This is a genomic window from Pseudomonas sp. LBUM1671 (assembly GCF_059695685.1).
Genome location: NZ_CP166782.1, coordinates 2,272,643 through 2,298,344, shown reverse-complemented (window position 1 = coordinate 2,298,344; position 25,702 = coordinate 2,272,643). Strand labels below are relative to the sequence as shown.

Annotated in this window: 19 protein-coding genes; 11 read left to right on the top strand and 8 right to left on the bottom strand. The window is 60.2% G+C overall.

All coding sequences use genetic code 11. The features are described from left to right. Window positions 1-154 precede the first annotated feature (154 nt). The 3 genes from ACA060_RS10510 to ACA060_RS10500 form a co-directional block, all read right to left on the bottom strand. Complete coding sequence (locus tag ACA060_RS10510) at window positions 155-3,823, bottom strand: translocation/assembly module TamB domain-containing protein (RefSeq protein WP_497317065.1); 3,669 nt, start codon at window positions 3,821-3,823, stop codon at window positions 155-157. Further along, window positions 3,820-5,547: an autotransporter assembly complex protein TamA gene (locus ACA060_RS10505; RefSeq protein WP_497317063.1), complete on the bottom strand. Its 1,728-nt coding sequence runs from the start codon at window positions 5,545-5,547 to the stop codon at window positions 3,820-3,822. Before ACA060_RS10505 ends, ACA060_RS10510 begins: the two co-directional genes overlap by 4 nt. A gap of 65 nt (window positions 5,548-5,612) precedes the next feature. After that, complete coding sequence (locus tag ACA060_RS10500) at window positions 5,613-6,263, bottom strand: GNAT family N-acetyltransferase (protein ID WP_497317061.1); 651 nt, start codon at window positions 6,261-6,263, stop codon at window positions 5,613-5,615. 174 nt (window positions 6,264-6,437) lie between these two features. On the opposite strand from ACA060_RS10500, the gene xthA reads away from it, so the two are divergent. Together xthA and ACA060_RS10490 are read left to right on the top strand one after the other, a co-directional pair. Beyond that, entirely contained in the window at window positions 6,438-7,250 is an 813-nt protein-coding gene (gene xthA / locus ACA060_RS10495) for an exodeoxyribonuclease III (RefSeq protein ID WP_109629360.1), read from the top strand. 261 nt (window positions 7,251-7,511) lie between these two features. Then, complete coding sequence (locus tag ACA060_RS10490; RefSeq protein WP_497317058.1) at window positions 7,512-8,852, top strand: substrate-binding domain-containing protein; 1,341 nt, start codon at window positions 7,512-7,514, stop codon at window positions 8,850-8,852. A gap of 163 nt (window positions 8,853-9,015) precedes the next feature. Here the strand turns inward: ACA060_RS10490 and ACA060_RS10485 are convergent, their stop codons facing one another. Further along, window positions 9,016-10,245 (bottom strand): acyl-CoA dehydrogenase, encoded by a 1,230-nt coding sequence (locus tag ACA060_RS10485; RefSeq protein ID WP_010458791.1) that lies wholly within the window; start codon window positions 10,243-10,245, stop codon window positions 9,016-9,018. A gap of 176 nt (window positions 10,246-10,421) precedes the next feature. Here ACA060_RS10485 and ACA060_RS10480 point away from each other — a divergent pair, with 176 nt between their 5' ends. From ACA060_RS10480 to ACA060_RS10470, 3 genes are all read left to right on the top strand, one after another. After that, on the top strand, window positions 10,422-11,351 hold the full coding sequence (locus ACA060_RS10480; protein WP_008148497.1) for a LysR family transcriptional regulator: 930 nt from the start codon (window positions 10,422-10,424) through the stop codon (window positions 11,349-11,351). A gap of 178 nt (window positions 11,352-11,529) precedes the next feature. After that, entirely contained in the window at window positions 11,530-11,931 is a 402-nt protein-coding gene (locus ACA060_RS10475; protein ID WP_109629356.1) for a MerR family transcriptional regulator, read from the top strand. A gap of 144 nt (window positions 11,932-12,075) precedes the next feature. Continuing rightward, on the top strand, window positions 12,076-12,975 hold the full coding sequence (locus ACA060_RS10470) for a hydroxymethylglutaryl-CoA lyase (protein WP_497317056.1): 900 nt from the start codon (window positions 12,076-12,078) through the stop codon (window positions 12,973-12,975). A gap of 652 nt (window positions 12,976-13,627) precedes the next feature. Here ACA060_RS10470 and ACA060_RS10465 read toward each other — a convergent pair. Beyond that, window positions 13,628-15,325 (bottom strand): AMP-binding protein, encoded by a 1,698-nt coding sequence (locus tag ACA060_RS10465; RefSeq protein ID WP_497317054.1) that lies wholly within the window; start codon window positions 15,323-15,325, stop codon window positions 13,628-13,630. Window positions 15,326-15,528: 203 nt separating this feature from the next. On the opposite strand from ACA060_RS10465, the gene ACA060_RS10460 reads away from it, so the two are divergent. The 4 genes from ACA060_RS10460 to ACA060_RS10445 are packed head-to-tail and all read left to right on the top strand — an operon-like array spanning window position 15,529 to window position 21,096. Further along, window positions 15,529-16,692, top strand: coding sequence for an isovaleryl-CoA dehydrogenase (locus ACA060_RS10460; RefSeq protein WP_109629350.1), 1,164 nt, complete (start codon window positions 15,529-15,531; stop codon window positions 16,690-16,692). A gap of 12 nt (window positions 16,693-16,704) precedes the next feature. Next, window positions 16,705-18,312, top strand: a complete 1,608-nt coding sequence (locus ACA060_RS10455; protein ID WP_109629348.1) for a carboxyl transferase domain-containing protein — start codon at window positions 16,705-16,707, stop codon at window positions 18,310-18,312. A 13-nt stretch (window positions 18,313-18,325) separates the two neighbouring features. Further along, window positions 18,326-19,141 (top strand): gamma-carboxygeranoyl-CoA hydratase, encoded by an 816-nt coding sequence (locus ACA060_RS10450; RefSeq protein WP_497317053.1) that lies wholly within the window; start codon window positions 18,326-18,328, stop codon window positions 19,139-19,141. After that, entirely contained in the window at window positions 19,141-21,096 is a 1,956-nt protein-coding gene (locus tag ACA060_RS10445) for an acetyl/propionyl/methylcrotonyl-CoA carboxylase subunit alpha (RefSeq protein ID WP_497317051.1), read from the top strand. The genes ACA060_RS10450 and ACA060_RS10445 overlap by 1 nt, the downstream gene beginning before the upstream one ends. Before the next feature lie 39 nt (window positions 21,097-21,135). Here the strand turns inward: ACA060_RS10445 and ACA060_RS10440 are convergent, their stop codons facing one another. After that, window positions 21,136-21,783: a LexA family protein gene (locus ACA060_RS10440; RefSeq protein ID WP_109629342.1), complete on the bottom strand. Its 648-nt coding sequence runs from the start codon at window positions 21,781-21,783 to the stop codon at window positions 21,136-21,138. 129 nt (window positions 21,784-21,912) lie between these two features. Between ACA060_RS10440 and ACA060_RS10435 the strand changes: the two genes are divergently transcribed. After that, on the top strand, window positions 21,913-22,254 hold the full coding sequence (locus ACA060_RS10435; protein ID WP_109629340.1) for a DUF6124 family protein: 342 nt from the start codon (window positions 21,913-21,915) through the stop codon (window positions 22,252-22,254). Window positions 22,255-22,737: 483 nt separating this feature from the next. Next, window positions 22,738-23,889 (top strand): M14 family metallopeptidase, encoded by a 1,152-nt coding sequence (locus ACA060_RS10430; protein WP_497317049.1) that lies wholly within the window; start codon window positions 22,738-22,740, stop codon window positions 23,887-23,889. A 149-nt stretch (window positions 23,890-24,038) separates the two neighbouring features. Here ACA060_RS10430 and ACA060_RS10425 read toward each other — a convergent pair whose 3' ends face one another. Together ACA060_RS10425 and ACA060_RS10420 are read right to left on the bottom strand one after the other, a co-directional pair. Further along, window positions 24,039-24,581 carry a cytochrome b gene (locus ACA060_RS10425; protein ID WP_497317047.1) on the bottom strand — a complete coding sequence of 181 codons (543 nt, stop codon included), beginning with the start codon at window positions 24,579-24,581 and terminating at the stop codon, window positions 24,039-24,041. Then, window positions 24,578-25,669: a catalase family peroxidase gene (locus ACA060_RS10420; protein ID WP_109629335.1), complete on the bottom strand. Its 1,092-nt coding sequence runs from the start codon at window positions 25,667-25,669 to the stop codon at window positions 24,578-24,580. Before ACA060_RS10420 ends, ACA060_RS10425 begins: the two co-directional genes overlap by 4 nt. Window positions 25,670-25,702: the final 33 nt, after the last annotated feature.

Sequence of the window (25,702 nt, the reverse complement as noted above, 5' to 3'; positions counted from 1 at the left end):
GGTTGCTTGCTATTCAGTTGATAAAAGGCGCGGATTTTTGTGGTGAATACTCTGACGCCATCGCGGGCAAGCACGCTCCCACAGGGATCTCGCTAAACCTGTGGGAGCGGGCTTGCCCGCGATGGGAGCGACTCGGATTTGGAGAATGCGGGACTTAGAAATCCCGCTTGTAGAAGATATCCAGCGAACTGGCCACGCCGCCGGCGGCTTCGAGGTAGACCTTTTTGCTCAGTTTGTAGCGCAAGGCAATGGTGTTGGCCGGCTCGAACACGCCCACGCCATAACGCAGGCTGAGCTTCTCGGAGATATTGCCGCTGGCCACGACGCTGGTGGTGTTGCCGCTGCCCTGGGTGTCGAGCTGGAAGTCCTGAATCCCCAAGTCAGTGGCCAGTTTGCCAGTCACCCCCGAACTGCCCATCAGTCCCAACCCGAGCGCCGCCTGGGCCAGCATGTTGTTGTCTTCGCCGTTGCTGCTCAGCGGACGCCCCAGCACCAGATAGGACAACGCCTGCTCCTGGCTCATCGCCGGCTCGGAGAAGATCTGCGTGGTCGGCTGCTCGGCGCTGCCGCTGAGGCGAATGCCGGCGATCACGTCGTCGGTCTGGCGAATGGCCTCGATGTCCAGATACGGCTGATCGATCGGCCCGGCGAACAGCAGCCGCGCACGGCGCACCGTCAGCCGCTGACCGTACGCCCGGTAACGGCCGTCGTTAAGCCAGAGCTCGCCGCGGGTGTCCATGTTGTCGCCGATGTGCACGTGCCCTTGCAGGTTGGCGGTCAGGCCAAACCCGGCGAAACTGAGTTTGTCCTCACCCACCACCACGTCGATGTCCATCTTCATGGCCAGCGGCGGTTTGCCCTCTTCGGTCTGCTGGCCAATGATCACCGTGTCATCGGAGACCTTGACCGTGGACGGAGGCAACTCGCGCACGGTGATCTCGCCCTTGGGCACCCGCACTTTGCCGGCGATCGCCAGTTGCTCATCCTTCATCGAGATTTTCAGGTCCGGCGCCACTTCCAGCTTGGCGTACGGTTCGACGGTGACGGGCAATTGCGAGCCCTTGAGCGTCAGATCCACCACCAGCGCCTGACCCCAGGCAATGTTGCCGTTAAGACTGCCCTGCCCGCTTTTGCCGCTTTTCCAGCCACCGTTCAATTGCACCGCTTCGCCGGCGATCTGCGCTTGAAGCTGCAAGCCCTGCAACTCCATCGGCAGTTCAGGCCCGGACACTTCGCCGTCGCTGAGCAGCAGATTGCCGTTTACCTGCGGCGCCAGCAGATCGCCGGAGAGCGTGCCGCTACCATTCAAACGCCCGGTGAGTTTCTCGACCATCGGCACAAACGGCCGCGCCACCGACAGATCCAGTCCGGTGAGACGGAACGAACCGGTAAGCGGTTTGTTTTTCGGCAGCGGATTGATCTGCGCCTGCACCATCAGTTCGCCGAGCTTGCCGCCGACGAAATTGAGATCGGTGTCGATGCGTTTAGGCGTGAGTTTGCTGGTGAGTTTCAGGGTCTGGTACGGGAAGTCCAGCCACTGATCCTTTTCCTTCATGCGCAACGTGCCACCGCTGGCATCGACGCTGATCTGGCCGTTCGGGCCGCTGGCCGGCAGGTCCAGTTGCAGGTCGGCATTGAGCCGGCCCTTCCAGGCGAACTCCTTCGGCAACCATTGCGCGAGGCTTTCAATCGGGAATTGCTTGAGGTGATAACGCAGCTTCGGCTCCGGCATCAGACGCTGGTCTTCGCCACACAGACTGGCCGCGCCAGACATCCAGCAATGGGCGCCAAAGTTGATCTTGCCGTCCGCCAGCCGTTCAAGTTTCGCTGGCCCTTGCAGCTTCCAGTCCTGACCGCCAGCCTGGATATCGCCGCTGGCCAGGCGTCCGCGCCAGTTGCCCTTGTCCAGATTGCCGTCCAGGCCGAGCGCCAGTTTCAGCTTCGGCCCTTGCAGATCCAGGGTGAGTTTCTGGTTCTTGATATCGCCCTGGCCGCGGGCGGTCAGCGTGCCCAGCGAGGTGTCACCGGCCTGAATGCCGCTGCCCTTGAGGTCGATTTTCGCCCGTTGCGCGCTATCGAGGGTCGCGTCCAGGTTCAGGCTTTGCAGGCGATTGTCCTGGAAGGCCAGTTGCGTGCCTTGCAGCCCGAGCTTGCCTTGCGGCGCTTTGAGCGTGCCGGCGACGTCGAGGCGACCGTTGAGCTGACCGCGCAGTTGCGGCCAGAGTTGGGCCAGGCGCGGCAGCTTGATGTCGATCTGGCTGGCGAGCTTCTGTTGCAGGCTGCCCTTGCCGTTGATGCTGTTGTCACCGAGGCGGATGTGCAGCGCGTTGAGGTTCCATTGTTCACCGGCGCCATCGGCCTTGGCCTGAAGCACCGCCGGTTGTCCGCGCAGTTTGCCTTTGAGGTCGAGGTCGGCGTTCAGGCTGAGTTTTTCATTCTTCATCTCGCCTTTGCTGCGCAAGGGTCCGGCCAGCGTCCCCGGCAACTCCGCGACCCAATACGCCGGGTTGATCGCCGAGAGGTCGAGCGCGGTGTCCCAGGCAATGCCATCGGCAAATTGCAGGTTCAGATGCCCTGCCGCCTTGCCCTGCCCGGCTTCGAGTTGAATTTGTTGCAGATAGATTTTTGTCAGGTCGCCGCTGAACGGGCTTTCGAGGCTGAACGCACCTGCCGGGCCATCGAGTGCCGATTTGAAGTGACCGATATATTTTCCGTCGGTGTAGGAAACTTCACCATTGAAGCTGCGTAACGCCACTTCTGGCTCGTCGATCAGCGGATAGAGACGGTGCCAGGGAAAATCCAGCCAATCGATTTTCGCGTCGGCGCTCAGGCCTTTGCTCCAGTCGAGGTTACCGGTGAGTTTGAGGTTTTGCTTGTCGTTGGCGGTCAGATCGAGGGCAGCAATCTGTGCGCCGTTGGCGTCGACCTTGCCTTGCAGCACCAGGGCCACCGGGCCTTTTTCAGCAGGCAGCGTGGCTTTGCCGAGCAACTGGTAACCGTTTTTCAGGTCGCCGTCGCCAGTGAGTTCCAGTTGATTGAGTTGCAAAGTGTCCGGCAGGTCGGCGCTGGGTTTGAAGCCATCGGCGGTGATCCGTACTTTGGCCGGAAGGTTGTCCACCAGCGGTTGCAGCTCGCCGGTCAGCTGGCCATTCAAGTAACCGCTGCTGTCGGCTTTCAGGTTCAGGGTTTTCAGCAGGTCACCGTCCACCTTCAACGCCAGGCTCCAAGGCTCGGGAGCCGGCAAGGTCAACGTGCCTTCGGCCTTGAGCGGCCAGTTGCCGCTGGGTTGCAGCAGGCCGGACAGGTTCAGGCTGAGCTCGTCACGCTGCAACTTCACCGAGTCGATCTGCAAGCCCTGCGCCGTCCAGTGCGCGGCCAGTTGCAAGCCCTTGAGTTCTTCGCTGCCGTTGAACAACAGACTGCCGACCTGCACATCACCCAGTTCGATCGCCAGGGGCAAGTCCAGATCCGGAAGCGTGATCGGCCCGTCGCTGTCTTCTTCAGTGCCCGGCGGGAATTGCAGGCTGACCTGATCGGCCTTCAATTGCTCGATGCACAAGGTCATGCGCAACAGGCACAGCGGCGACCAGGCGAATATCGGTTTGCTCAGCTCAACCCGGCTGGTGTCCTGCTGCCACAGCAGATGATCGGCACTCCACTGCCCGCCCAGTCGGCCCTGGAAATTCTCCACAGTGAGACCCGGCACCCAGCCGAGCGCCCAACGGCTGCCCGTCGCTGTGCCCAGCACCGTGGTCACGGCGACGATGACCAGCATCAGCAGCGCCAGAATCGCCAGCAGCGTTATTTTCAAACCACGCTTCACAGCTCAGGCCCCATGGAAAAGTGCAGTCGAATGCCGCCGTCGTCGTCCATCGCGTGGGCCAGGTCGAGGCGAATCGGCCCCACCGGGGAAACCCAGCGCACGCCGATGCCCACGCCGGTCTTGAGGTTCGGCAGTTCGAGTGTATTAAAGGAGTTGCCCTGGTCAACGAAGGTCGCGACCCGCCATTTTTCGGCCACGGAATACTGATATTCGACGCTACCGGCGATCATGTAGCGGCCACCGATGCGGTCGCCGTCGGAGTTTTCCGGGGACAGGCTTTGATAGTCATAGCCGCGCACGCTCTGATCGCCACCGGCGAAAAAGCGCAGCGACGGCGGCACGGATTTGTAGCCGTTGGTGGCGCTGCCGCCGACCTGCACTCGACCAAGGAAACGGTGTTTATCGAAGACCGTGGTCAAGCCTTTGACCAACGCAGTGCCGTAGACCAGGTTGGTGTCCGAACCCAGGCCTTCCTTGGCCACTTTGGTCTCGAATTCCAGGCGATAGCCGTTGTGCGGGTCGATGCGGTTGTCGCTTTTCAGGTAGGAATAACTGACGCCGGGCATCAGCAACGTGCTGAGCCCCGAGTCGTCGCCGAGCCGGTATTCCTCGCGTTGCCACTTGAGCGACACCACGCGCTGCCAACCGCTGGGCAACTTGCTGTGCCACTCAGGGCCTAGGGTCAGGAGTTTACTGAGAGAGTCCTTGTCGGCGATTTCTTCGTTTTGATAACCGCCAGCGAAACGCAATTTGTCGGTCAGCGGCGGGTCCAGAGGGATGTCGTAGAACACCCCGACGTTCTGTCGGGGCGCCGAAACTTCGGTCTCCCAGCCATAACTGTGACCCTGCGGGTTGACCCAGTGCCGGGTCCAGTTGGCCTTGACCCGGGGGCCGACGTCGGTGGAATAGCCAAGCCCCAGGCCCATGGTCCGTGGCTTGCGGGTTTCGAGTTTGACATCGACCGGGATCACGTCGTTCTTCGACGCGGTCGGTGCCGCATCCACCCGAACGCTTTCGAAATAGCCGCTCGATTGCATCGCCTGATTGAGCTCGGCGATCAGTTCGGAGTCGTATGGTGCGCCTTCCTTGAACGGCACCATGCGCCGCAGCAGGTCTTCATCGAACGGCGTGTCACCCTCGAAACTGACCTTGCCCAGCGCATAGCGCGGACCGCTGTCGTAGACGAGGTCGATGTCGGCGACGCCGGCACGCGGGTCCACCGACAATGTTTGATGAGTGAAGTGGCCGCTGAAGAAGCCATAGCGCGAGGCCTGATTCTGGATCAGTTTCTTGGCGTCTTCATAACGGCCATGGTTAAGCACCGCGCCGGTTGTCAGCGCAGCGCTTTTGGGGACACGAAAGGATTTGAGCGAGGCCGCCGGGCCGTCGACGCGAATCGTGACATTGCGCAAATGCACGGGCTCGCCAGGATCGATGTTGAGGATCAGGCGCGGCGTCTTGCCGCCCTTCACGTCGCTGTCGATCTGCGGCTGGTAATACCCCAAGGCCTGGGCGGCCTTGCGCGCCTGTTCCTCGGCGCCACGACTGAAGCGCAGCAAGGCTTCTTCGTCACGGCCGCCGAGGCTGCCGATATAGCCCTCTATATTGGCTTTCAGTTCATCGTTGGACGGTTTGATCCGCACATCCAATTCACTTTGCGCCAGTGCCGCGCAGCTGGTGATCAGCATCAGCACGCCACTGGTAATTCTTCCTGGAAACTTCATAGGCGCGGATGCTATCACGAGCTTGGGAGCGTGATAGAGCCTGGCGTGGCGTGAAAGTTCTACCTTTATGCCGTTGCTGTTTGTAACACCTGGGGATTGGCGTGGAAAAACACGTGTTCGCGGATCGGTCCGACGGCGACCTCGCCGATTTCCTTGTAGCCCTGCCGTTTATAGAACTCCAGATAACGTGGATTCCCGGTATCAAGGATCACGCCCTCGGAAGTTTCATCCACGGCGCACCAGTTGTGCACTGCTTGCAGCAGTTGCTCGCCAAAGTGCTTGCCCTGGAACTGCGGATGAATCCCCAGCAACGGCAGGACATGCACCGAGTCGGACGGCACGCAAGCAGCAACGGCGGCGTGGTAATCCAGATAGCGGCGGGTGCAACGGAAACCAGTGCTGAGCACCATGCGCAAGCGCCAGGCCCAGCTTTCAGTGATGCCCAGTCGACGTTGTGGCGGCGCGATCAGGGCGATGCCGATCAGGCGGTCGTTGACCAGCAAGCCGATGGCCGGCAAGTCCTGGAGAAAGTGTTGCTTGACCAGTTCCCGCACCGTCGCCCGCACGCGATGTTCGTAGCCGGGGCGTTCAGCCTCGAACAAATAGCCGAAGGTCGGTTCGTGCCGGTAAGCGTGGTAAAGCAGGGAGCGCGCTTCGTGGGCGTAGCCGCTGTCGAGCATGTGGATATCGGCTATGGCGGTCGAGGTTTCGGGCATAACGGTAGATCTCCCCGGGGCGCCACTCAAAATGGCGGCGCTCTTATTGGTACGAGCCTTTGGGTGGTAATACAGTTCCCCAACAGGTATAGACCAAGGCTGGATCTTCATCGACTGGACTGGCCCGATTCCTACAGGTCAGCTAGCATCGCCCTTTTGCCAGGACTGCCGACCATGAAGATCGTCTCCTTCAACATCAACGGGCTGCGCGCTCGCCCGCATCAGCTGGCGGCGCTGATCGAAAAGCACCAGCCGGACGTGATCGGGCTGCAGGAAACCAAGGTTCATGACGACCAGTTCCCGCTGGCCGAGGTTCAGGCGCTGGGTTATCACGTGTATTTCCACGGGCAGAAAGGCCATTACGGCGTCGCCCTGCTCTCCCGTAGAGAACCGATTGCGCTGCATAAAGGTTTCGCGACCGATGAAGAAGACGCCCAGCGCCGCTTCATCTGGGGCTCTTTCGCCGACGCCAATGGCGTGCCGGTGACCATAATGAACGGCTATTTCCCACAGGGCGAAAGCCGCGATCACCCGACCAAGTTCCCGGCCAAAGAGCGTTTCTACGGCGACTTGCAACAGTTGCTGGAAAGCCAATTCAGCAATGAACAGCCGGTGGTGGTCATGGGCGACGTGAACATCTCCCCGGAAGACTGCGACATCGGCATCGGCCCGGACAACATGAAACGCTGGCTGAAAACCGGTAAATGCAGCTTCTTGCCGGAAGAACGCGAGTGGATGGCCCGCCTGAAGAACTGGGGCCTGGTGGACAGTTTCCGCCACTTGAACCCGGACGTGGCCGACCGTTTCAGCTGGTTCGACTACCGCAGCCGCGGCTTCGAGGACGAGCCCAAGCGCGGGCTGCGGATCGACCTGATCATGGCGTCCCATGGACTGTTGCCGCGGGTGAAGGATGCAGGCGTGGATTACGAACTGCGCGGGATGGAAAAACCGTCCGATCATGCGCCGATCTGGCTTGAGTTGAGCTGATCCTCTCGACATCTACATAAATCAACTGTGGGAGCGAACTGTGGCGAGGGGATTTATCCCCGTTCGGCTGCGAAGCAGTCGTAAAACCGGAGAATGCGGTTCTTCTGAGAGACCGTAATCACAGGTTCAGGGCCGCTTCGCGCCCCAACGGGGATAAATCCCCTCACCACAGGCTCGCTCCCACATTTAGCAGCTGTCATCTTTTAGAAATCTTACTGACTTATTCTCCCGGCACTTCCTTTGGCCAAACAAGGTGCCGGCATGACGCTGCGCATATCGTTCCTGTTGATGCTGTGCGCCTGTTTGCCATTGACGGCTTCGGCCGGCGATTTGCCGACACCCGAAAACGGCCCGGTCCTGCGCATCCAGGGCTCCAACACTATCGGCGCCGCATTGGGGCCGGCGCTGGTCGAAGGCCTGATGCGCGAACAGGGCCTCATCAAGGTCCACAGCGAAATCCCGGATAAAGCCAACGAACAACGCATCGTCGGCGAAACCATTCAGGGACGCCGGGTTGTGGTGGACGTCGCGGCCCATGGTTCCAGCACCGGGTTCAGCGCCCTGAAAACCGCCTCCGCCGATCTTGCTGCCTCCTCGCGCCCGATCAAGGACAGCGAACGGGAAGACCTCAAATCCTTGGGCGACTTTAAAAGCCCCGGCGCGGAACAAGTCATCGCCATCGATGGACTGGCGATCATCCTCCATCCGCAAAATCCGCTGAACCCACTCACCACCGAACAACTGGCGCGAATCTTCAGCGGCGAGGCAAAAACCTGGGAAGAACTCGGCGGCCGTGGTGGGACGATTCATCTGTATGCACGTGATGATCAGTCGGGCACGTACGACACCTTCAAGGAATTGGTCCTCAGTCGTCGTGGGAAAACGCTGAATAGCGCCGCGAAACGCTTCGAATCCAGCGAGCAATTGTCCGACGCCGTCAGCCAGGATCCGCAAGGCATCGGTTTTATCGGTTTGCCATACGTGCGCCAGGCCAAAGCCGTGGCGATTGCCGATGGCCAGTCCCAGGCCATGTTGCCGCTCAATAACCTGATTGCCACGGAAGATTATCCGCTGTCCCGGCGGTTGTTCTTTTACCTGCCACCCAACGGGAAAAATCCGTGGGCACAAGCGTTGGTGGCGTTCGCGCAAAGCAGCAAAGGGCAGGAAATCGTCGCGTCTAACGGTTTTATCGCGCAGACCGTGCAAGCCATGAGTGTCACGCCGAACGCCTTGATGCCCGAGGGTTATCAAGCGCTAAGTCGCCACGCCCAACGGTTGTCGGTGAATTTCCGCTTCGAGGAAGGCAGCGCGACACTGGACAACAAGGCCCGGCAAGACTTGTCGCGGGTGCTCGACTATATAAAGCAGCGCGACAAAACCAATCGACAGGTGACGCTGGTTGGGTTTGGTGATGCCAAGAGCGATCCGGCGCGTGCCGACCTGTTGTCGAAGCTGCGGGCGATGGCGGTACGGCGGGAGCTGGTGAAAAGCGGCGTGGTGTTTCGCGAGATCCGCGGTTTTGGCGCCGAGATGCCGGTGGCGGCGAATAGCGCGGATGAGGGGCGGATCAAGAATCGGCGGGTTGAGGTTTGGGTGTATTGAACCTGCATGCGAACAAATGTGGCGGGGGAGCTTGCTCCCGCTCGGCTGCGCAGCAGTCGCAAAATCAGGCAACCCGGTACATCTGAAACACCGGGTTGCCGTATTTCAGGGCCGCTTCGCGCCCCAGCGGGAGCAAGCTCCCTCGCCACAACAGCCCACAGGGTTACTGCCCGCTACGCATCATCTCTTTCGGCACGTACTTGCCGATCTCGAACTTGCCGATCGCCGCGCGGTGCACTTCGTCCGGGCCGTCGGCCAGGCGCAGGGTGCGCTGCATGGCATACATGTAGGCCAGCGGGAAATCGTTGGAAACCCCTGCTCCGCCATGCATCTGGATCGCCCGGTCGATCACCCGCAAGGCCACGTTCGGCGCGACGACTTTGATCTGCGCGATCTCGCTCTTGGCCACTTTGTTGCCGACGGTGTCCATCATGTACGCCGCTTTCAACGTCAGCAGGCGTGCCATGTCGATTTCCATCCGCGAGTCGGCGATCTTGTCGATGTTGCCGCCCAGACGGGCCAGCGGTTTTCCGAATGCGGTACGGCTCACCGCACGTTTGCACATCAACTCCAGCGCACGTTCGGCCATGCCGATCGAACGCATGCAGTGGTGAATGCGGCCAGGACCAAGGCGACCTTGAGCGATTTCGAAGCCGCGCCCTTCGCCCAGCAGAACGTTTTCGTACGGCACCCGGACGTTTTCAAACAGCACTTCGGCGTGACCGTGAGGCGCGTCGTCGTAGCCGAACACCGGCAGCGGACGAACGATCTTCACGCCTGGGGCATCCACCGGCACCAGGATCATCGAGTGCTGGGCATGACGCGGCGCGTCGGGATTGCTCAGGCCCATGAAGATCAGGATCTTGCAGCGCGGGTCGCAGGCACCTGAGGTCCACCATTTCTTGCCATTGATCACCCACTCGTCGCCATCACGCACAGCGCGGGCGGCCATGTTGGTGGCGTCGGACGAAGCGACGTCCGGTTCGGTCATGGCAAACGCCGAGCGAATTTCGCCGCGCAGCAGCGGTTCGAGCCAGCGTTGCTTCTGCTCTTCGTTGGCGTAACGCACCAGCACTTCCATGTTGCCGGTGTCCGGCGCGGAGCAGTTGAAAGGCTCAGGACCGAGCAGCGAACGGCCCATGATTTCCGCCAATGGCGCGTATTCGAGGTTGGTCAGGCCGGCGCCGAGTTCGGACTCCGGCAGAAACAGATTCCACAACCCTTCAGCCTTGGCCTTGAGTTTGAGCTCTTCCATGATCGCGGTCGGCTGCCAGCGATCGCCTTCGGCGACCTGGCGCTCGAACACCGCTTCGGCGGGATAAACGTAGGTGTCCATGAACGCGGTCACGCGCTCACGCAGTTCTTGCACCTTGGGCGAATAAGCGAAATCCATGGGCAGCTCTACCTTTTTGACTGGGTTCAGAGGAGTTGTTCAGGTCATGTAATCGATGCTAGAACAGCTACGAAAATTTACCTAGCCTATTCTCGGCGTGTATTAACATTCATCACCGATATATGATCGGCTGATCATCAAGGCCAAAAACGCCCCTACAACAAGAGAGCCGCGTAATGAATCTGAGCAAGGTCGACCTCAACCTTTTCATCGTCTTCGACGCGATCTACACCGAAGCCAACCTGACCCGCGCCGGGCAGATTGTCGGCATTACTCAGCCAGCCGTCTCAAACGCTCTGGCCCGCCTGCGCGAGACCTTCAACGACCCGTTGTTCGTGCGTACTGCGCAGGGCATGGTGCCGACGCCGATGGCGCAGAACATCATCGGGCCGGTGCGTAACGCCCTCTCCCTGTTGCGCGTGTCGGTGCAGGAAAGCCGGATCTTCAACCCGTTGCAGGCGGTCAAGACGTATCGCATCAGCATGACCGACCTGACCGAAGCGGTCATTCTGCCGCCGCTGTTCCAGCGCCTGCGCCGCCTGGCGCCGACGGTGATCATCGAAAGTTTTCTGTCCAAGCGCCGTGAGACCACCAAGGAACTGGCCGCCGGGCGTCTCGACTTCGCAGTGGATGCGCCGCTCAACACCGACCCTCAGGTGCGTCACGTCAAGTTGATGGAAGACCGCTACGTGTGTGCGATGCGCAAGGGTCATCCGCTGGCGGGCAAGGAGAAATTCACCCTCGATGATTATCTGTCGCTGACGCACATTCATATTTCCAGCCGCCGCAGCGGCCTGGGGCATGTCGACCTGGCCCTGGGGAAAATGGGCATCCAGCGCAAGATCGCCCTGCGCTCGCAGCATTACCTGATGGCGTCCCAGGTGTTGCAGCAGACCGACATGGTCATGACCGTGCCGGAGCGCTTTGCCCGTCGTCATGACTTGTACTCGGTGAACTTGCCGGTCAACGACGTGCCGCCGGTGGAAACGCACCTCTATTGGCACGAAAGCACCGACCAGGACCCGGCCAACCGCTGGATGCGCGAACAAATGATTGAGTTGTGCCAGCAAGTGACGGCGCATGAGAAGAAGCTCGATAAGGTTTAGGGCTTTGGACCGCGTTATCGTTCTTCGCGGGCAAGCCCGCTCCCACAGGTATAACGCGATCTCTGTGGGAGCGGGCTTGCCCGCGAAGAGGCCAGTGATATCAATGAAGATCCCTGCCCCTTGACGTAAACGTCAACCTGCCATTAGCTTAGCGCCATGACCTTCTTCGAGCGCTTCCATGAGCAGCCAGACCTATAGCATTTCCGACCTCGCCCGCGAGCTCGACATCACCACGCGGGCCATTCGCTTTTATGAAGAGCAAGGCCTGCTCAGCCCTGAGCGGCGTGGCCAGGAACGCGTGTACACGCCCCGTGACAAGGTCAGCCTGAAGCTGATCCTGCGGGGCAAGCGCATTGGCTTCTCCCTGGCCGAGTGCCGTGAGCTGATCGAACTCTACGACCCGACCGGCGGCAACCAGAAACAACTGCAAACCATGCTGAGCAAGATCGCCGAGCGCCGCGAACAGCTGGAGCAGCAGATGCTCGACATCGAGCAGATGAAGCTGGAACTGGACACGGCGCAGGAACGCTGCACCCAGGCGCTGGAGCAGACGATCAAGAGCCAGCAGGCCGTCCAATAATCGTACGAAGATCCAGTGTGGGAGCGGGCTTGCTCGCGAAAGCGGTGTGTCATTCAACACTGATTTCGACAGACCTGACGCTTTCGCGAGCAAGCCCGCTCCCACAGTAGATCGTCGTTCACCCACTATCACAGGTGAATCCCCATGCCTCTCCCCACCCACGTACGCCTGGTCGAAGTCGGTCCCCGCGACGGTCTGCAAAACGAAGCCCAACCCATCAGCGTTGCCGACAAGGTGCAACTGGTCGACGCGCTGACCGCAGCGGGCCTTGGCTATATAGAAGTCGGCAGTTTCGTTTCGCCCAAGTGGGTGCCGCAAATGGCCGGTTCCGCCGAAGTGTTCGCGCAGATCCAGCGCAAACCGGGCGTGACCTATGGCGCCCTCGCCCCCAACCTGCGCGGGTTTGAGGATGCGATCACGGCCGGGGTCAAGGAAGTCGCGGTGTTCGCGGCGGCGTCCGAAGCGTTTTCCCAACGCAACATCAATTGCTCGATCAGCGAAAGCCTGGAGCGCTTCGTGCCGATCATGGAAGCGGCCAAACAAAACGGCGTCAGCGTGCGCGGTTACGTGTCGTGCGTGTTGGGCTGCCCCTACGAGGGTAACGTCGCGCCGGAACAAGTCGCCCGGGTCGCCCGCGAGCTCTATGCCATGGGCTGCTATGAAGTCTCCCTCGGCGACACCATCGGCACCGGCACCGCCGGCGCGACCCGCAAGATGTTCGATGTGGTCTCGGCCGAGGTGCCGCGTGAAAAACTCGCCGGGCACTTCCACGACACCTATGGCCAGGCCATGGCCAACATCTATGCGAGCCTGCTGGAAGGCATCTCGGTGTTCGACAGCTCCATCGCCGGCCTCGGCGGCTGCCCATACGCCAAGGGTGCCAGCGGCAACGTCGCCACCGAAGACGTGGTTTACCTGCTCAACGGCCTGGGCATTAAGACCGGCATTGACCTGGACGCGTTGATTCTGGCCGGTCAGCAGATTTGCGCAGTGCTGGGGCGACCAACCGGCTCGCGCGTGGCCAAGGCTCGTAGCGCACAGTGAGGCGTGAGGTGTTACCGCTGCGCCTGAAACGTGGGGCGTAAGCGAGTAACACGGAAACAAATTGTCTGGTTTCGCCCGAAGGAAAAATCCGACAAAATCTTAACTATTTGATTTATAACGATTTTTAAAAGTTGGCACGGCTTCTGCTATCTCTACTGCATAACAAGAACAAAAAAAGCGGCAAACCTAATAAAAATAAGACGTAACGACTCTGACATAACAAAAACAACACGGCAGAGACGCAGCTAACAGATTTTTTTGGAGAGGATGTGCTTTTCAGGGTGCTTTTCGGAGTAACCCGCAACCGGGCAGAGAACAATAAAACTACCTTCAGGTAGCTCCCGAACTGGTTGGATCGCTCAGCGAAAAAGTAGATCAGCGCTCAAAAAAATACGTTTGCTCTTGATCCCGGATGGGGATCGACAAAAACAGCGGTAAAGGGCCACGGTCACTAAAAACAACAACAGACCGCCCCTCAATAATAAAAAAAGAGCACGCGCAACGAAAATTAAAGGGGAGCTTCGGCTCCCCTTTGTGCTTTCTGCGATTTGTGTTTTCACCACCGCCCCTGTGGGAGCCAGCCTGCTGGCGATTGCGGTGATTCAGACACTCCGCTATCGCCAGCAGGCGGGCTCCCACCAGAGAGAATTTATCAGCCCTGCTTTTCGCGCAATTCCTCGATACTGATCTCGCGCATCCGGAATTTCTGGATCTTGCCGGTCACGGTCATCGGAAACTCTTCCACAAACTTGAAGTAACGCGGCGTCTTGAAGTGCGCGATGCGTTCCTTGCACCAGGCTTGCAGCTCTTGCTCGGTCGCACTGTGGCCCGGGTGGAACTTGATCCAGGCAACAATCTCTTCGCCATAGCGCGAACACGGAATCCCGATCACCTGCACGTCCGCCACCGCCGGGTGGGTGAAGAAGAACTCTTCCAGCTCACGCGGGTAAATGTTCTCACCGCCGCGGATGATCATGTCCTTGTTACGCCCGGCAATGCATACGTAACCCTCGTCGTTCATGCTCGCCAGGTCGCCGGTGTGCATCCAGCCCGCTTGATCGATGGCTTCGGCGGTGCCTTGCGGATTGTTCCAGTAGCCGAGCATCACGCTGTAACCGCGGGTGCACAGTTCGCCAATGGTGCCGCGCGGCACCAGGTTGCCCGCTTCGTCGATGATCTTGCTTTCCAGTTGCGGCTGGGTGCGGCCGACGGTGGTGACGCGCAATTCCAGCTCGTCTGAAGGACCGGTCTGCAAAGACACGGGGCTGGTTTCTGTCATGCCATAGGCAATCTGCACTTCGCTCATGTGCATCTCGCTGATGACCCGGCGCATGACCTCGATCGGACACGTCGCCCCGGCCATGATCCCGGTGCGCAGGCTCGACAGATCGAACTCGGCGCGCTTGGGTTGATCAAGCATCGCGATGAACATGGTCGGCACGCCGTAGAGCGCGGTGGCTTTTTCTTCGGCTACCGTGGTCAGGGTCAAGAGCGGATCGAACGCATCGTTGGGGTAAATCATGGTGCTGCCGTGGGTGATGCAGCCGAGATTGCCCATGACCATGCCGAAGCAGTGATACAACGGCACCGGGATCACCAAGCGATCATCGGCGGTCAGCCCGAGGCTTTCACCGACCATGTAACCGTTGTTGAGAATGTTGTAGTGACTGAGGGTCGCGCCTTTCGGGAAACCGGTGGTGCCGGAGGTGTACTGGATGTTCACCGCTTGGTCGAAGTTCAAGCTGTCCTGGCGTTCGCGCAATTGTTCAGCGGACACGCTGGCAGCGAGATCGCCCAATTGCGACCACGGCAGGAAACCCGACGGTGGTTGCGCATCCAGGCTGATGACGCCGCGCAATTCCGGCAGGCGTTCGCTGTGTAGCTTTCCGATGGATTGCTCCGCCAATTCAGGCACCAGGCCTTGCAGCATGCCGTGATAGTCGGAGGTCTTGAAAGCACCGGCGCAGACCAGCCATTGGCAGCCGGATTGCTTCAGCACGTATTCGAGTTCGGAGCTGCGATAGGCCGGATTAATGTTGACCAGGATCACGCCGATCTTCGCGCTGGCAAACTGGCTGATGCACCACTGCGCGCAATTCGGGGCCCAGATACCGAGGCGGTCGCCGGCCTGCAAGCCCAGCGCCAACAGGGCTCTGGCGTGCAGGTCGACGGCATCGGCCAGTTGCTGCCAGGTGTAGCGCAACTGCTGATGGCGCACGACCAGCGCCTCCCCGTCCGGATATTGCGTGACGGTCTGATCGAACTTCTCGCCGATGGTCATCGCTAACAACACTTTGTTCTGGGAACCACGGGTATAGCTGCGCTGCGGGCTTGCACTGGGTTGATCCATGACGACCCCTATTGTCTTTATTAGTGGGTGTTGGGCGGCCTCCACAGGGTTGGCTCGCCTTCTATGAACTGGCCCTACTGTCGCTCAAGTTGACGTTAACGTAAAGGGTGATTGACAGCCATTCGTCACAGGCTTACGTTAACGTAAAGGTGAGAGCCGAAACACTGCCCTCCCCACCCTACAAAAAAGCCAAAAGGTGACCCATGAGCTACCCATCCCTGAACTTTGCCCTCGGTGAAACCATCGATATGTTGCGCGATCAGGTTCAGTCCTTCGTCGCCAAAGAGATCGCCCCGCGCGCCGCTCAGATCGACATCGACAATCTGTTCCCGGCCGACCTGTGGCGCAAATTCGGCGACATGGGCCTGCTCGGCGTTACCGTGCCGGAAGAATACGGCGGTGCTGGCCTGGGCTATCTGGCGCACGTAGTGATCATGGAAGAAATCAGCCGCGGCTCGGCGTCGGTCGCCCTGTCCTACGGCGCGCATTCCAACCTCTGCGTCAACCAGATCAACCGCAACGGCAATCACGAACAGAAAACCAAGTACTTGCCCAAGCTGATCAGCGGCGAACACATCGGCGCCCTGGCCATGAGCGAACCGAATGCCGGTTCCGACGTGGTGTCGATGAAACTTCGCGCCGATAAACGTGGCGATCACTACGTTCTCAACGGCAGCAAAACCTGGATCACCAACGGTCCGGACGCCAACACCTACGTGATCTACGCCAAGACCGACCTGGAAAAAGGTCCCCACGGCATCACCGCATTCATCGTCGAACGTGACTGGAAAGGCTTCAGCCGCAGCAACAAATTCGACAAGCTCGGCATGCGCGGCTCCAACACCTGCGAGCTGTTCTTCGATGACGTCGAGGTACCGGAAGAAAACATCCTCGGCATGCTCAACGGCGGCGTGAAAGTGCTGATGAGCGGACTCGACTACGAACGCGTCGTGCTGTCCGGCGGCCCGACCGGCATCATGCAAGCCTGCATGGACCTGATCGTTCCGTACATCCATGACCGCAAGCAATTCGGCCAAAGCATCGGCGAGTTCCAGCTGATCCAGGGCAAAGTCGCCGACATGTACACCCAACTCAACGCCAGCCGCGCCTACTTGTATGCGGTGGCCCAGGCCTGCGAGCGTGGCGAAACCACCCGCAAGGACGCCGCCGGCGTGATCCTCTACAGCGCCGAACGCGCCACGCAAATGGCCCTCGACGCGATCCAGATTCTTGGCGGCAACGGCTACATCAACGAATTCCCGGCGGGTCGTCTGCTGCGTGACGCCAAGCTGTACGAAATCGGCGCCGGCACCAGTGAGATTCGTCGCATGCTGATCGGTCGCGAACTGTTCAACGAAACCCGCTAAACGGAGCTGTCCATGGCTATCCTGCATACCCAGCTCAACCCCCGTTCGGCGGAGTTCGCGGCCAACAGCGCGGCGATGCTCAAACAGGTCGACGCCCTGCACACCCTGCTCGCCCAAGTGCAGCAAGGTGGCGGCCCGAAGGCGCAAGAGCGTCATACATCGCGGGGCAAATTGCTGCCGCGTGAGCGGATCAATCGCCTGCTCGATCCGGGCTCGCCGTTTCTCGAGATCAGCCAACTGGCGGCCTACGCGGTGTACGGCGAAGACGTTCCGGCGGCTGGCGTAATTGCCGGGATCGGCCGCGTGGAAGGCGTCGAGTGCATGATCGTCGCCAACGACGCAACCGTGAAAGGTGGCTCGTATTACCCGCTGACCGTGAAAAAACACCTGCGCGCGCAGACTATCGCTCAGCAAAACCGCTTGCCGTGCATCTATCTGGTGGACTCCGGCGGCGCCAACCTGCCGCGTCAGGATGAAGTGTTTCCGGACCGTGAGCATTTTGGGCGGATCTTCTTTAACCAGGCCAACATGAGCGCCATGGGCATTCCGCAAATCGCGGTGGTCATGGGCTCCTGCACCGCCGGTGGCGCTTACGTGCCAGCGATGGCTGACGAAGCGATCATGGTGCGCCAGCAGGCCACCATTTTCCTTGCTGGTCCGCCGTTGGTAAAAGCGGCGACGGGTGAAGTGGTCAGCGCCGAAGACCTCGGCGGGGCCGATGTGCACTGCAAGATTTCCGGTGTCGCCGACCACTACGCCGAGAGCGACGAACATGCCCTGGCCATTGCGCGACGCAGCGTTGCCAACCTCAACTGGCGCAAACTCGGCGAACTGCAACTTCGCACGCCGATCGCCCCGCTCTACGCCAGCGACGAGTTGTACGGCGTGGTCTCGGCCGACGCCAAGCAACCGTTCGATGTGCGCGAAGTGATCTCGCGGCTGGTCGACGGGTCGGTGTTCGACGAATTCAAAGCGCTGTTCGGGACCACGCTGGTGTGCGGCTTCGCGCATCTGCACGGTTACCCGATCGCGATCCTTGCCAACAACGGCATCCTGTTCGCCGAAGCCGCGCAGAAAGGCGCGCACTTCATCGAACTCGCCTGCCAGCGCGGCATTCCGTTGCTGTTCCTGCAAAACATCACCGGTTTCATGGTCGGCCAGAAATACGAGGCCGGCGGCATCGCCAAGCACGGCGCAAAACTGGTGACCGCGGTGGCGTGCGCCAAGGTGCCTAAATTCACGGTGATCATTGGCGGCAGTTTTGGCGCCGGTAACTACGGCATGTGCGGCCGCGCTTACGATCCGCGCTTCCTGTGGATGTGGCCGAACGCGCGCATCGGCGTGATGGGCGCCGAACAGGCGGCAGGCGTGTTGGTCCAGGTCAAACGCGAGCAAGCCGAGCGCAGTGGCCAGGGTTTCAGCGCCGAGCAGGAAGCCGAGATCAAGCAGCCGATCCTCGATCAATACGAAGAACAGGGCCACCCTTACTACTCCAGCGCACGGCTGTGGGACGACGGTGTCATCGACCCGGCGCAAACCCGCGACGTGTTGGCCCTGGCCTTGTCTGCGTCGCTGAACGCGCCAATCGAACCGAGCCGCTTCGGCGTGTTCCGGATGTGATCGGGAGAAAATCATGAGCGACTTCAACACCCTCGAACTGCTGACCGACCCACGAGGTTTCGCGACCCTGTGGCTCAGCCGTGAAGAAAAGAACAACGCGTTCAACGCCGAGATGATCCGCGAACTGATCCTCGCCCTGGACAAGGTGTCGACCGATGCCAGCCTGCGGTTTCTGCTGGTGCGCGGCCGCGGCAAGCATTTCAGCGCCGGTGCCGACCTGGCCTGGATGCAGCAATCGGCCGAGCTCGATTACCACACCAACCTCGACGACGCCCGGGAACTGGCGGAGTTGATGTACAACCTCGCCAAACTGAAAATCCCGACCCTGGCCGTGGTTCAGGGCGCGGCTTATGGCGGCGCGCTGGGCCTGATCAGTTGCTGCGACATGGCGATTGGCGCCGATGACGCGCAGTTTTGCCTGTCGGAAGTACGCATCGGCCTGGCGCCGGCGGTCATCAGCCCATTCGTGGTGCAAGCCATTGGCGAACACGCGGCACGTCGCTATGCGCTGACCGCCGAGCGTTTCGGCGGCCAACGGGCGCGGGAGATAGGCCTGTTATCGGAGAGCTATCCGGTCGCTGAGCTGGAACAGAACGTGGAAAAGTGGATCGACAACCTGCTGCTCAACAGCCCGGCCGCCATGCGCGTCAGCAAGGATTTGCTGCGCGAAGTCGGCAACGGCGCGCTGACCCCGGCGCTACGTCGTTACACCGAGAATGCCATCGCCCGCATCCGCGTCAGCCCCGAAGGCCAGGAGGGCCTGCGCGCCTTTCTGCAGAAGCGTCCGCCGAGCTGGCAAGCCCCGACCACCACCAAGGAGCCGCGTTGATGAGCGCACCTGTTCTCACCACCCTGCTGGTGGCCAACCGTGGCGAAATCGCCTGCCGGGTCATGCGTACCGCCAAAGCCCTGGGCCTGACCACCGTGGCCGTGCACAGCGCCACTGACCGTGAAGCCCGACACAGCCGCGAAGCGGATATCCGCGTCGACCTCGGCGGCAGCAAAGCCGCTGACAGTTACCTGCAAATCGATAAACTGATCGCGGCGGCCAAGGCCAGCGGCGCTCAGGCGATTCATCCCGGTTATGGCTTTTTGTCCGAGAACGCCGGGTTCGCCCGTGCCATTGAAGACGCCGGCCTGATCTTCCTCGGCCCGCCCGCCTCGGCCATTGACGCGATGGGCAGCAAGTCCGCCGCGAAAGCCTTGATGGAAACCGCTGGCGTGCCCCTCGTGCCTGGCTATCACGGCGAAGCCCAGGACTTCGACACCTTCCGCGACGCCTGCGAACGCATCGGTTATCCGGTGCTGCTCAAGGCCACGGCGGGCGGCGGTGGTAAAGGCATGAAAGTGGTCGAGGACGTCAGTCAGTTGGCCGAAGCCCTGGCCTCGGCGCAACGCGAGGCAAAATCCTCGTTTGGCGATTCGCGGATGCTGGTGGAGAAATACCTGCTCAAGCCGCGTCATGTGGAGATCCAGGTGTTCGCCGATCAGCACGGTAACTGCCTGTACCTCAATGAACGTGACTGCTCGATTCAGCGTCGCCATCAGAAAGTCGTCGAAGAAGCGCCCGCTCCCGGCTTGAGCCCGGAACTGCGTCGCGCCATGGGCGAAGCCGCCGTGCGTTCGGCGCAGGCCATCGGCTATGTCGGCGCCGGCACCGTGGAGTTTTTGCTGGATTCGCGCGGCGAGTTTTTCTTCATGGAGATGAACACGCGTCTGCAGGTCGAGCACCCGGTGACCGAAGCGATCACTGGCCTCGATCTGGTGGCGTGGCAGATTCGTGTGGCGCGCGGTGAAGCGTTGCCGATGACTCAAGAACAGGTTCCGTTGATCGGCCATGCGATTGAAGTGCGGCTGTATGCCGAAGACCCAAGCCATGATTTCCTGCCGGCCACCGGGCGCCTGGCGCTGTATCGCGAATCAGCCGAAGGCCCGGGACGTCGGGTCGACAGCGGCGTCGAAGAAGGCGATGAGATTTCGCCGTTCTACGACCCGATGCTCGGCAAGTTGATTGCCTGGGGCGAGGACCGTGAACAGGCGCGACTGCGATTGTTGAGCATGCTCGATGAGTTTGCGATCGGCGGGCTGAAGACCAACATCAACTTCCTGCGCCGGATCATCGCTCACCCGGCATTCGCTGCGGCGCAACTGGATACCGGGTTTATTCCGCGTTATCAGGAGCAATTGTTGCCAGAGCCTGCGGACCTCAGTGATGAGTTTTGGCAAGCCGCCGCCCAGGCGTTTGCGCAGAGCCAGCCGGGTACTCCGCGGGCTGATGACCTGAGTTCGCCTTGGGCTGTGGGCAATGGTTTCCGGGCGGGACTGCCGAGAGAAATCACCCTTCACTTGAGTTGCGAAGGACAGGACCGGGCGCTGACGCTGGGTAACGTTGACACCCACACCGCACAGCTCAAGGGTGAGCAGTTGCTGACCGAACACGACGGCGTGCGTCGCCAGCACCGGGCAATCCGTCGTGGCGAGGTGGTGTATCTGCAATGGGAAGGTGAATTGCGCCGCATCGAGGCCTACGACCCGATCAGTGCCGTCGAAGCCAGCCACAGCCATCAAGGTGGGCTCACCGCGCCCATGAACGGCAGTATCGTGCGCGTACTGGTCGAGGCAGGGCAAACGGTCGAAGCCGGGGCGCAACTGGTGGTGCTGGAAGCAATGAAGATGGAGCACAGCATTCGCGCGCCTCACGCCGGGGTGATCAAGGCGCTGTATTGCCAGGAAGGCGATATGGTCAGCGAAGGCAGTGCGTTGGTCGAACTGGAAGAAGCGTGAAATGAAGATCGGTCCTACGCATTACGAGGACCGATCTGACTAGAATTTAGCCGTTGCCTGAACCACTACACCGAGGATTCGACACTCTTCGGTGAACAGGGCTTTCGGATACGTCGGATTGAGCGGGACCAGGTAACGCTGCCCGCCCTCCTCGATCAGCTTGCGAAAGATCGCTTCGACGCTGTCCGCCCATTGCGCGATCACCAGTTTTCCGGGTTCCGGCACAATGGCCGGGTCCACCAGGATCATCATGCCCTCGGCAATGCTGATTCCGCTCGGCGCGGTCATAGCGTCGCCGACCACTTCGAGCCAGAAGGCCGCGCCCTGAGCGTGGTAATCGGTCAGTTCGAATCGCGGCTTGCCGTAGACCGAGAGCTCACCGTCACGCACCTCGGCAGGCAGGCGCCAGTCACTGACCGGGTAACGGAAGTACGGGTTGTACTTGTGCGTCAGGGACATCTCGTCGTCCTGCAGCACCACGGGCTCCCGGATCACCATTGCCACTTCCAGAAAATCCATCCCGAGCGCGCGCAAGACACGATTCATGTCTTCGATGCTCGGCTGACGGCGTTTATTCAGCCAATGACCCACGCCACCCTGGGACATCCCGAGGCGATCGGCGAGTACTTCCTGAGTGACTTTGAGTTCACTCATCTTGGCTTTGACCAACTCAATCCATTTATCCATGGGCGGCACGATACGTCGCGGACTCCGAGCAACAAAACACAAATTGTAGTATTTAAATTCTCGTCACAAATACAGTTCGTACTAGGATTGTTTCACGGATCTGAATCTATCACGGAGCTTGCCATCGCCATGACGTTACCCAGCAATGACCTGTCGGATATGCAAATGGACACCACCCTCACCTCGCCCAAAGGCAACGCCGCCGCGCAAAAAGCCTTGGACTATTACTTGAAACCAACTGTGTCAGAAGCGGTGGTCGAGGAGCGATTTTTTGATGTGAACCCTGCCGTCAGCGGTGAAGAGGCGCTGGTGCATGCGTCGGATCTGTTGCGGTGTGCCGCGGCGACGGCCTACGAGTCGGCCAGCAACCTGAACGGCGCAAGGCGCGATCTGGCCTTTTCGACGGTGCATATGATCGACATGGCCAAGGCGATGATTGATCGCTCTTTACAAGGGCATCAGAGCGTTTGAGTCGGACGCTCTGCTGAGGAAGACGGGAAAGAATTTTCCAATCGCGCAGATAAAATCATTTGACTTGCAAACGAGAATGATTATTATTGCATTCAGCTGATCGCGAGATCAGTCGATGGACCAAGAGACCTTAGGTCGGTCTCCTGGACTATCTCCTCATCAGGCTAATCACGGTTTTTGACCCGGCTTTTTGCCGGGTCTTTTTTTTGCCAGTTATTCTGGCTTTGGCTTCAGGCTAATGAAGTCTTCAGGTGTTGCGAATTCGATTGGAGCGGATGATATCAAAAGAGTATCCATTGGCAAGAGAAGCCCGGCATCATTGGCCCAAACTAAAGAAAAATAGCACTTGAGAATCACTAGCACAGTCTCTAAGCTGCGTCTGCGTCAAGGAAGACGCCCCCCTTTTACCCCGCAATTTCCCCCGGTTTTTCCCCTCCCAGCGTGTAAAGTAGCAGCCATAAAAATCATATTCAGGAATCGACTATGACCGTGGCTAAATCTTCTTTCGACATCAGCGCCAATTTCGACAGCGGCAACATTGAAGTGCTGGACATCAGCAATCCACTTCAAGCCCTGCTCGCCATCAAACCCGACACCCGCAGCCAACATTTCCAGTGGTTCCATTTCAAGGCCAGCGGTCTGCACGTCGGTCAAGAGCACTGGTTTCGACTGAACAATGCCAGCAAGTCCTCGTATAACAAGGCCTGGGACGGTTATCAGGCCGTGGCGTCCTACGACCACGTCAACTGGTTCCGCGTGCCGACCATCTTCGAAGGCGACTGCCTGCGTTTCAGCCTCGAAGCCACGGCCACCCACGCCTGGTTTGCCTATTTCGAACCCTACAGCCGTGGCCGTCATGACTGGCTGATCGAACAGGCGCAGACCAAGGCCGGCGCCGAGCTGCTGGCGACCGGCAAAAGCGCGGAAGGTCGTGACATCCAGTTATTGCGTAAAGGCACCGGCGCCGAAGGTCAGCGCAAGGTCTGGATGATTGCCCAGCAACACCCCGGCGAACACATGGCCGAGTGGTTCATGGAAGGCGTGATCGAACGTCTGGAAAAGCACGACGACCCGGTCCTGAACAAACTGCTGGCCAGCGCCGACCTGTACCTGGTGCCGAACATGAACCCGGACGGAGCCTTCCACGGTCACCTGCGCACCAACGCCATGGGCCAGGACCTGAACCGCGCCTGGCAGAGCGCCAGCCAGGAAATCAGCCCGGAAGTGCTGTTCGTTCAGCAACAAATGGAAAAGCACGGCGTCGACTTGTTCCTCGACATCCATGGCGATGAAGAAATCCCCTACGTGTTCACCGCCGGCTGCGAAGGCAACCCGGGCTACACGCCGCGGATCGAAAAACTCGAAACCCATTTCCGCGATCACCTGAAACACCTGACCAAGGACTTCCAGACCAAGCACGGCTACACCCGCGACGAACCGGGCAAGGCCAACATGACGCTGGCTTGCAACAGTGTCGGTCAGAAGTTCGACTGCCTGTCGCTGACCCTGGAAATGCCCTTCAAGGACAACAACGACGCGCCTAACGCGCTGACTGGTTGGTCGGGCAAGCGCTCCAAGCAATTAGGCAAGGACGTGCTGACGACCGTTGCCGATATGATCGATACCCTTCGCTGACAACGCGGTCCATGTAGCAGCTGCCGAAGGCTGCGTCCGGCTGCGAAGCAGTCGTAAAACCAAACACCGCGGTCTTTCATATCAACCGAGGTGTCCGAATTACGACCGCTTCGCAGCCGAACGCAGGCTGCGCCAGCTGCTACAGGTCATCAGCGATCCTTCCCGCGCAACATGCTATCCAGCACCTCATCACGTCGCACCCAACCGTGAAACAACGCTGCTGCCAGATGCAACAGCACGGTTAGAAACAGCAGATACGCCAGATACCCATGAGCCTTGCGCAGAAACGCAAACATCTGTGCATTGGCCGGCAGGATCGACGGCAACTGAATCGAATTGCTGAGCATCACCGGGTCCCCCGCCGCCGAGATCATCGCCCAGCCCAGCAGCGGCAAAATCAGCATCAACGCGTACAGCAAAACATGCGAAGCCTTTGCCGCTATCACCTGCCAACCGGGCAAGTCCGCCGGCAACGGGGGTTGCTGCGTGGAAAAACGCACCACCAGCCGCACAATCACCAGCAACAGAATCGCGATGCCCAAGGGTTTGTGCAGATGGATCAGCCATTCATGCCGCTCGGACACCGAGGCCACCATGCCCGCGCCGATAAACAGCATGGCAATGATCATCAGCGCCATCAGCCAATGCAGCAGCCGCGCCAACGGTGCGAAATGGTTAGGTTGAGCGCTCATTGATGAGCCTCCTGTTTAGCGTTGGCGGCAGGCAACTGTTTGACTTCACTGGTGCGGCGCAGGTAGGAACTGGCGTACCCCGCCGAGCGCGCGGCGAGCAATGGGTCGTCGGAACCTTCGATACCGGCCGGTAATACGAGGGGGTCGTAGTTGATGTCACGGCATTCGCCGTCGAGTTGCGGTTGCGTGCGTTCCAGCACCAAGGTGCCGGCGTTCACCACTTTGCGGCCGTCAGGCCAGGCCTTGCTGGCGTCGTTGACCGGATCACCGGCGTTCGCCAGGGTGATGTTCAACTGCCAACGCAGCGGCCCGGCGGACAAACGTTGAACCAGGTCTTTTTCCAGGAAGTCAGCCCCTTCAGGCGCCGTGGCACCCGCCGCATCCTGAGCAATCGGCGTCATGCTCCAACGCACCGCTTGGCGCTGACCGGCCGCGTTCACCAGGTAAAACGCGTTGACACTGTTGTAGGTCTCCGTCGCATAACTGGCTGACGGCTTGGCAGTCTTGATCCAGGCCAGGAACGGCGCGGCTTCCGGGTGAGCGCCAAAGAAGGCCGGAACCGCCGCGGGGTTCGGCTTGCCGGTGGCCGGGTCCGGCGATTGCGCTTGCTGCAATTGATAAAACGCTTCAGGCGTGCCCACCGGGAACACCGGCATGCTGTTCATCCCGGTGCGCCATTGCTGACCGTTAGCCTGGGTGAAACGCAACGCCATGCTGCGGATCGGCACGCTGTTGTCAGGCGCGTAGGGATTGCCCGCAGGCAATGCGAAACGCCCGACCACCGGGGTCTGCGGCTCGCTGAAGACCTGGGCGCTGGAATAGCTGCGTGCCTCGCCACTGCTCTCGAAATGCCCGATCACGCACACCCCTTTGGAGTGGTTACGGCGAAACCCCGGGTGCACGCCGTTGTTGGTTTCCAGCACATTGATCAGCTTTTTCGGCGTCAAGCGCTGTGGGTCGAGTGTGCCGTTGACGTAGGCAAAAGCCCCGGCCAAAACAGCGACGACCACAGCAATGCCGGCCAGGCGAAATGCCCGGCTCGCGGCACTCAAGGGTGGCCGGGTGGGCGGTGATGAGCGATCTACCATGAATGACTCCAGGGCCATCGGCCACAAGTGAGA

Excerpts from the sequence above, each read along its gene's own strand:
- ACA060_RS10505 (WP_497317063.1), bottom strand. The coding sequence starts at position 5,547 with ATGAAGTTTCCAGGAAGAATTACCAGTGGCGTGCTGATGCTGATCACC.
- ACA060_RS10430 (WP_497317049.1), top strand. The coding sequence starts at position 22,738 with ATGACCGTGGCTAAATCTTCTTTCGACATCAGCGCCAATTTCGACAGC.
- ACA060_RS10475 (WP_109629356.1), top strand. The coding sequence starts at position 11,530 with ATGAGCAGCCAGACCTATAGCATTTCCGACCTCGCCCGCGAGCTCGAC.
- ACA060_RS10470 (WP_497317056.1), top strand. The coding sequence starts at position 12,076 with ATGCCTCTCCCCACCCACGTACGCCTGGTCGAAGTCGGTCCCCGCGAC.
- ACA060_RS10500 (WP_497317061.1), bottom strand. The coding sequence starts at position 6,263 with ATGCCCGAAACCTCGACCGCCATAGCCGATATCCACATGCTCGACAGC.
- ACA060_RS10485 (WP_010458791.1), bottom strand. The coding sequence starts at position 10,245 with ATGGATTTCGCTTATTCGCCCAAGGTGCAAGAACTGCGTGAGCGCGTG.
- ACA060_RS10445 (WP_497317051.1), top strand. The coding sequence starts at position 19,141 with ATGAGCGCACCTGTTCTCACCACCCTGCTGGTGGCCAACCGTGGCGAA.
- ACA060_RS10435 (WP_109629340.1), top strand. The coding sequence starts at position 21,913 with ATGACGTTACCCAGCAATGACCTGTCGGATATGCAAATGGACACCACC.
- ACA060_RS10450 (WP_497317053.1), top strand. The coding sequence starts at position 18,326 with ATGAGCGACTTCAACACCCTCGAACTGCTGACCGACCCACGAGGTTTC.
- ACA060_RS10440 (WP_109629342.1), bottom strand. The coding sequence starts at position 21,783 with ATGGATAAATGGATTGAGTTGGTCAAAGCCAAGATGAGTGAACTCAAA.
- xthA (WP_109629360.1), top strand. The coding sequence starts at position 6,438 with ATGAAGATCGTCTCCTTCAACATCAACGGGCTGCGCGCTCGCCCGCAT.
- ACA060_RS10480 (WP_008148497.1), top strand. The coding sequence starts at position 10,422 with ATGAATCTGAGCAAGGTCGACCTCAACCTTTTCATCGTCTTCGACGCG.
- ACA060_RS10465 (WP_497317054.1), bottom strand. The coding sequence starts at position 15,325 with ATGGATCAACCCAGTGCAAGCCCGCAGCGCAGCTATACCCGTGGTTCC.
- ACA060_RS10425 (WP_497317047.1), bottom strand. The coding sequence starts at position 24,581 with ATGAGCGCTCAACCTAACCATTTCGCACCGTTGGCGCGGCTGCTGCAT.
- ACA060_RS10460 (WP_109629350.1), top strand. The coding sequence starts at position 15,529 with ATGAGCTACCCATCCCTGAACTTTGCCCTCGGTGAAACCATCGATATG.
- ACA060_RS10455 (WP_109629348.1), top strand. The coding sequence starts at position 16,705 with ATGGCTATCCTGCATACCCAGCTCAACCCCCGTTCGGCGGAGTTCGCG.
- ACA060_RS10420 (WP_109629335.1), bottom strand. The coding sequence starts at position 25,669 with ATGGTAGATCGCTCATCACCGCCCACCCGGCCACCCTTGAGTGCCGCG.
- ACA060_RS10490 (WP_497317058.1), top strand. The coding sequence starts at position 7,512 with ATGACGCTGCGCATATCGTTCCTGTTGATGCTGTGCGCCTGTTTGCCA.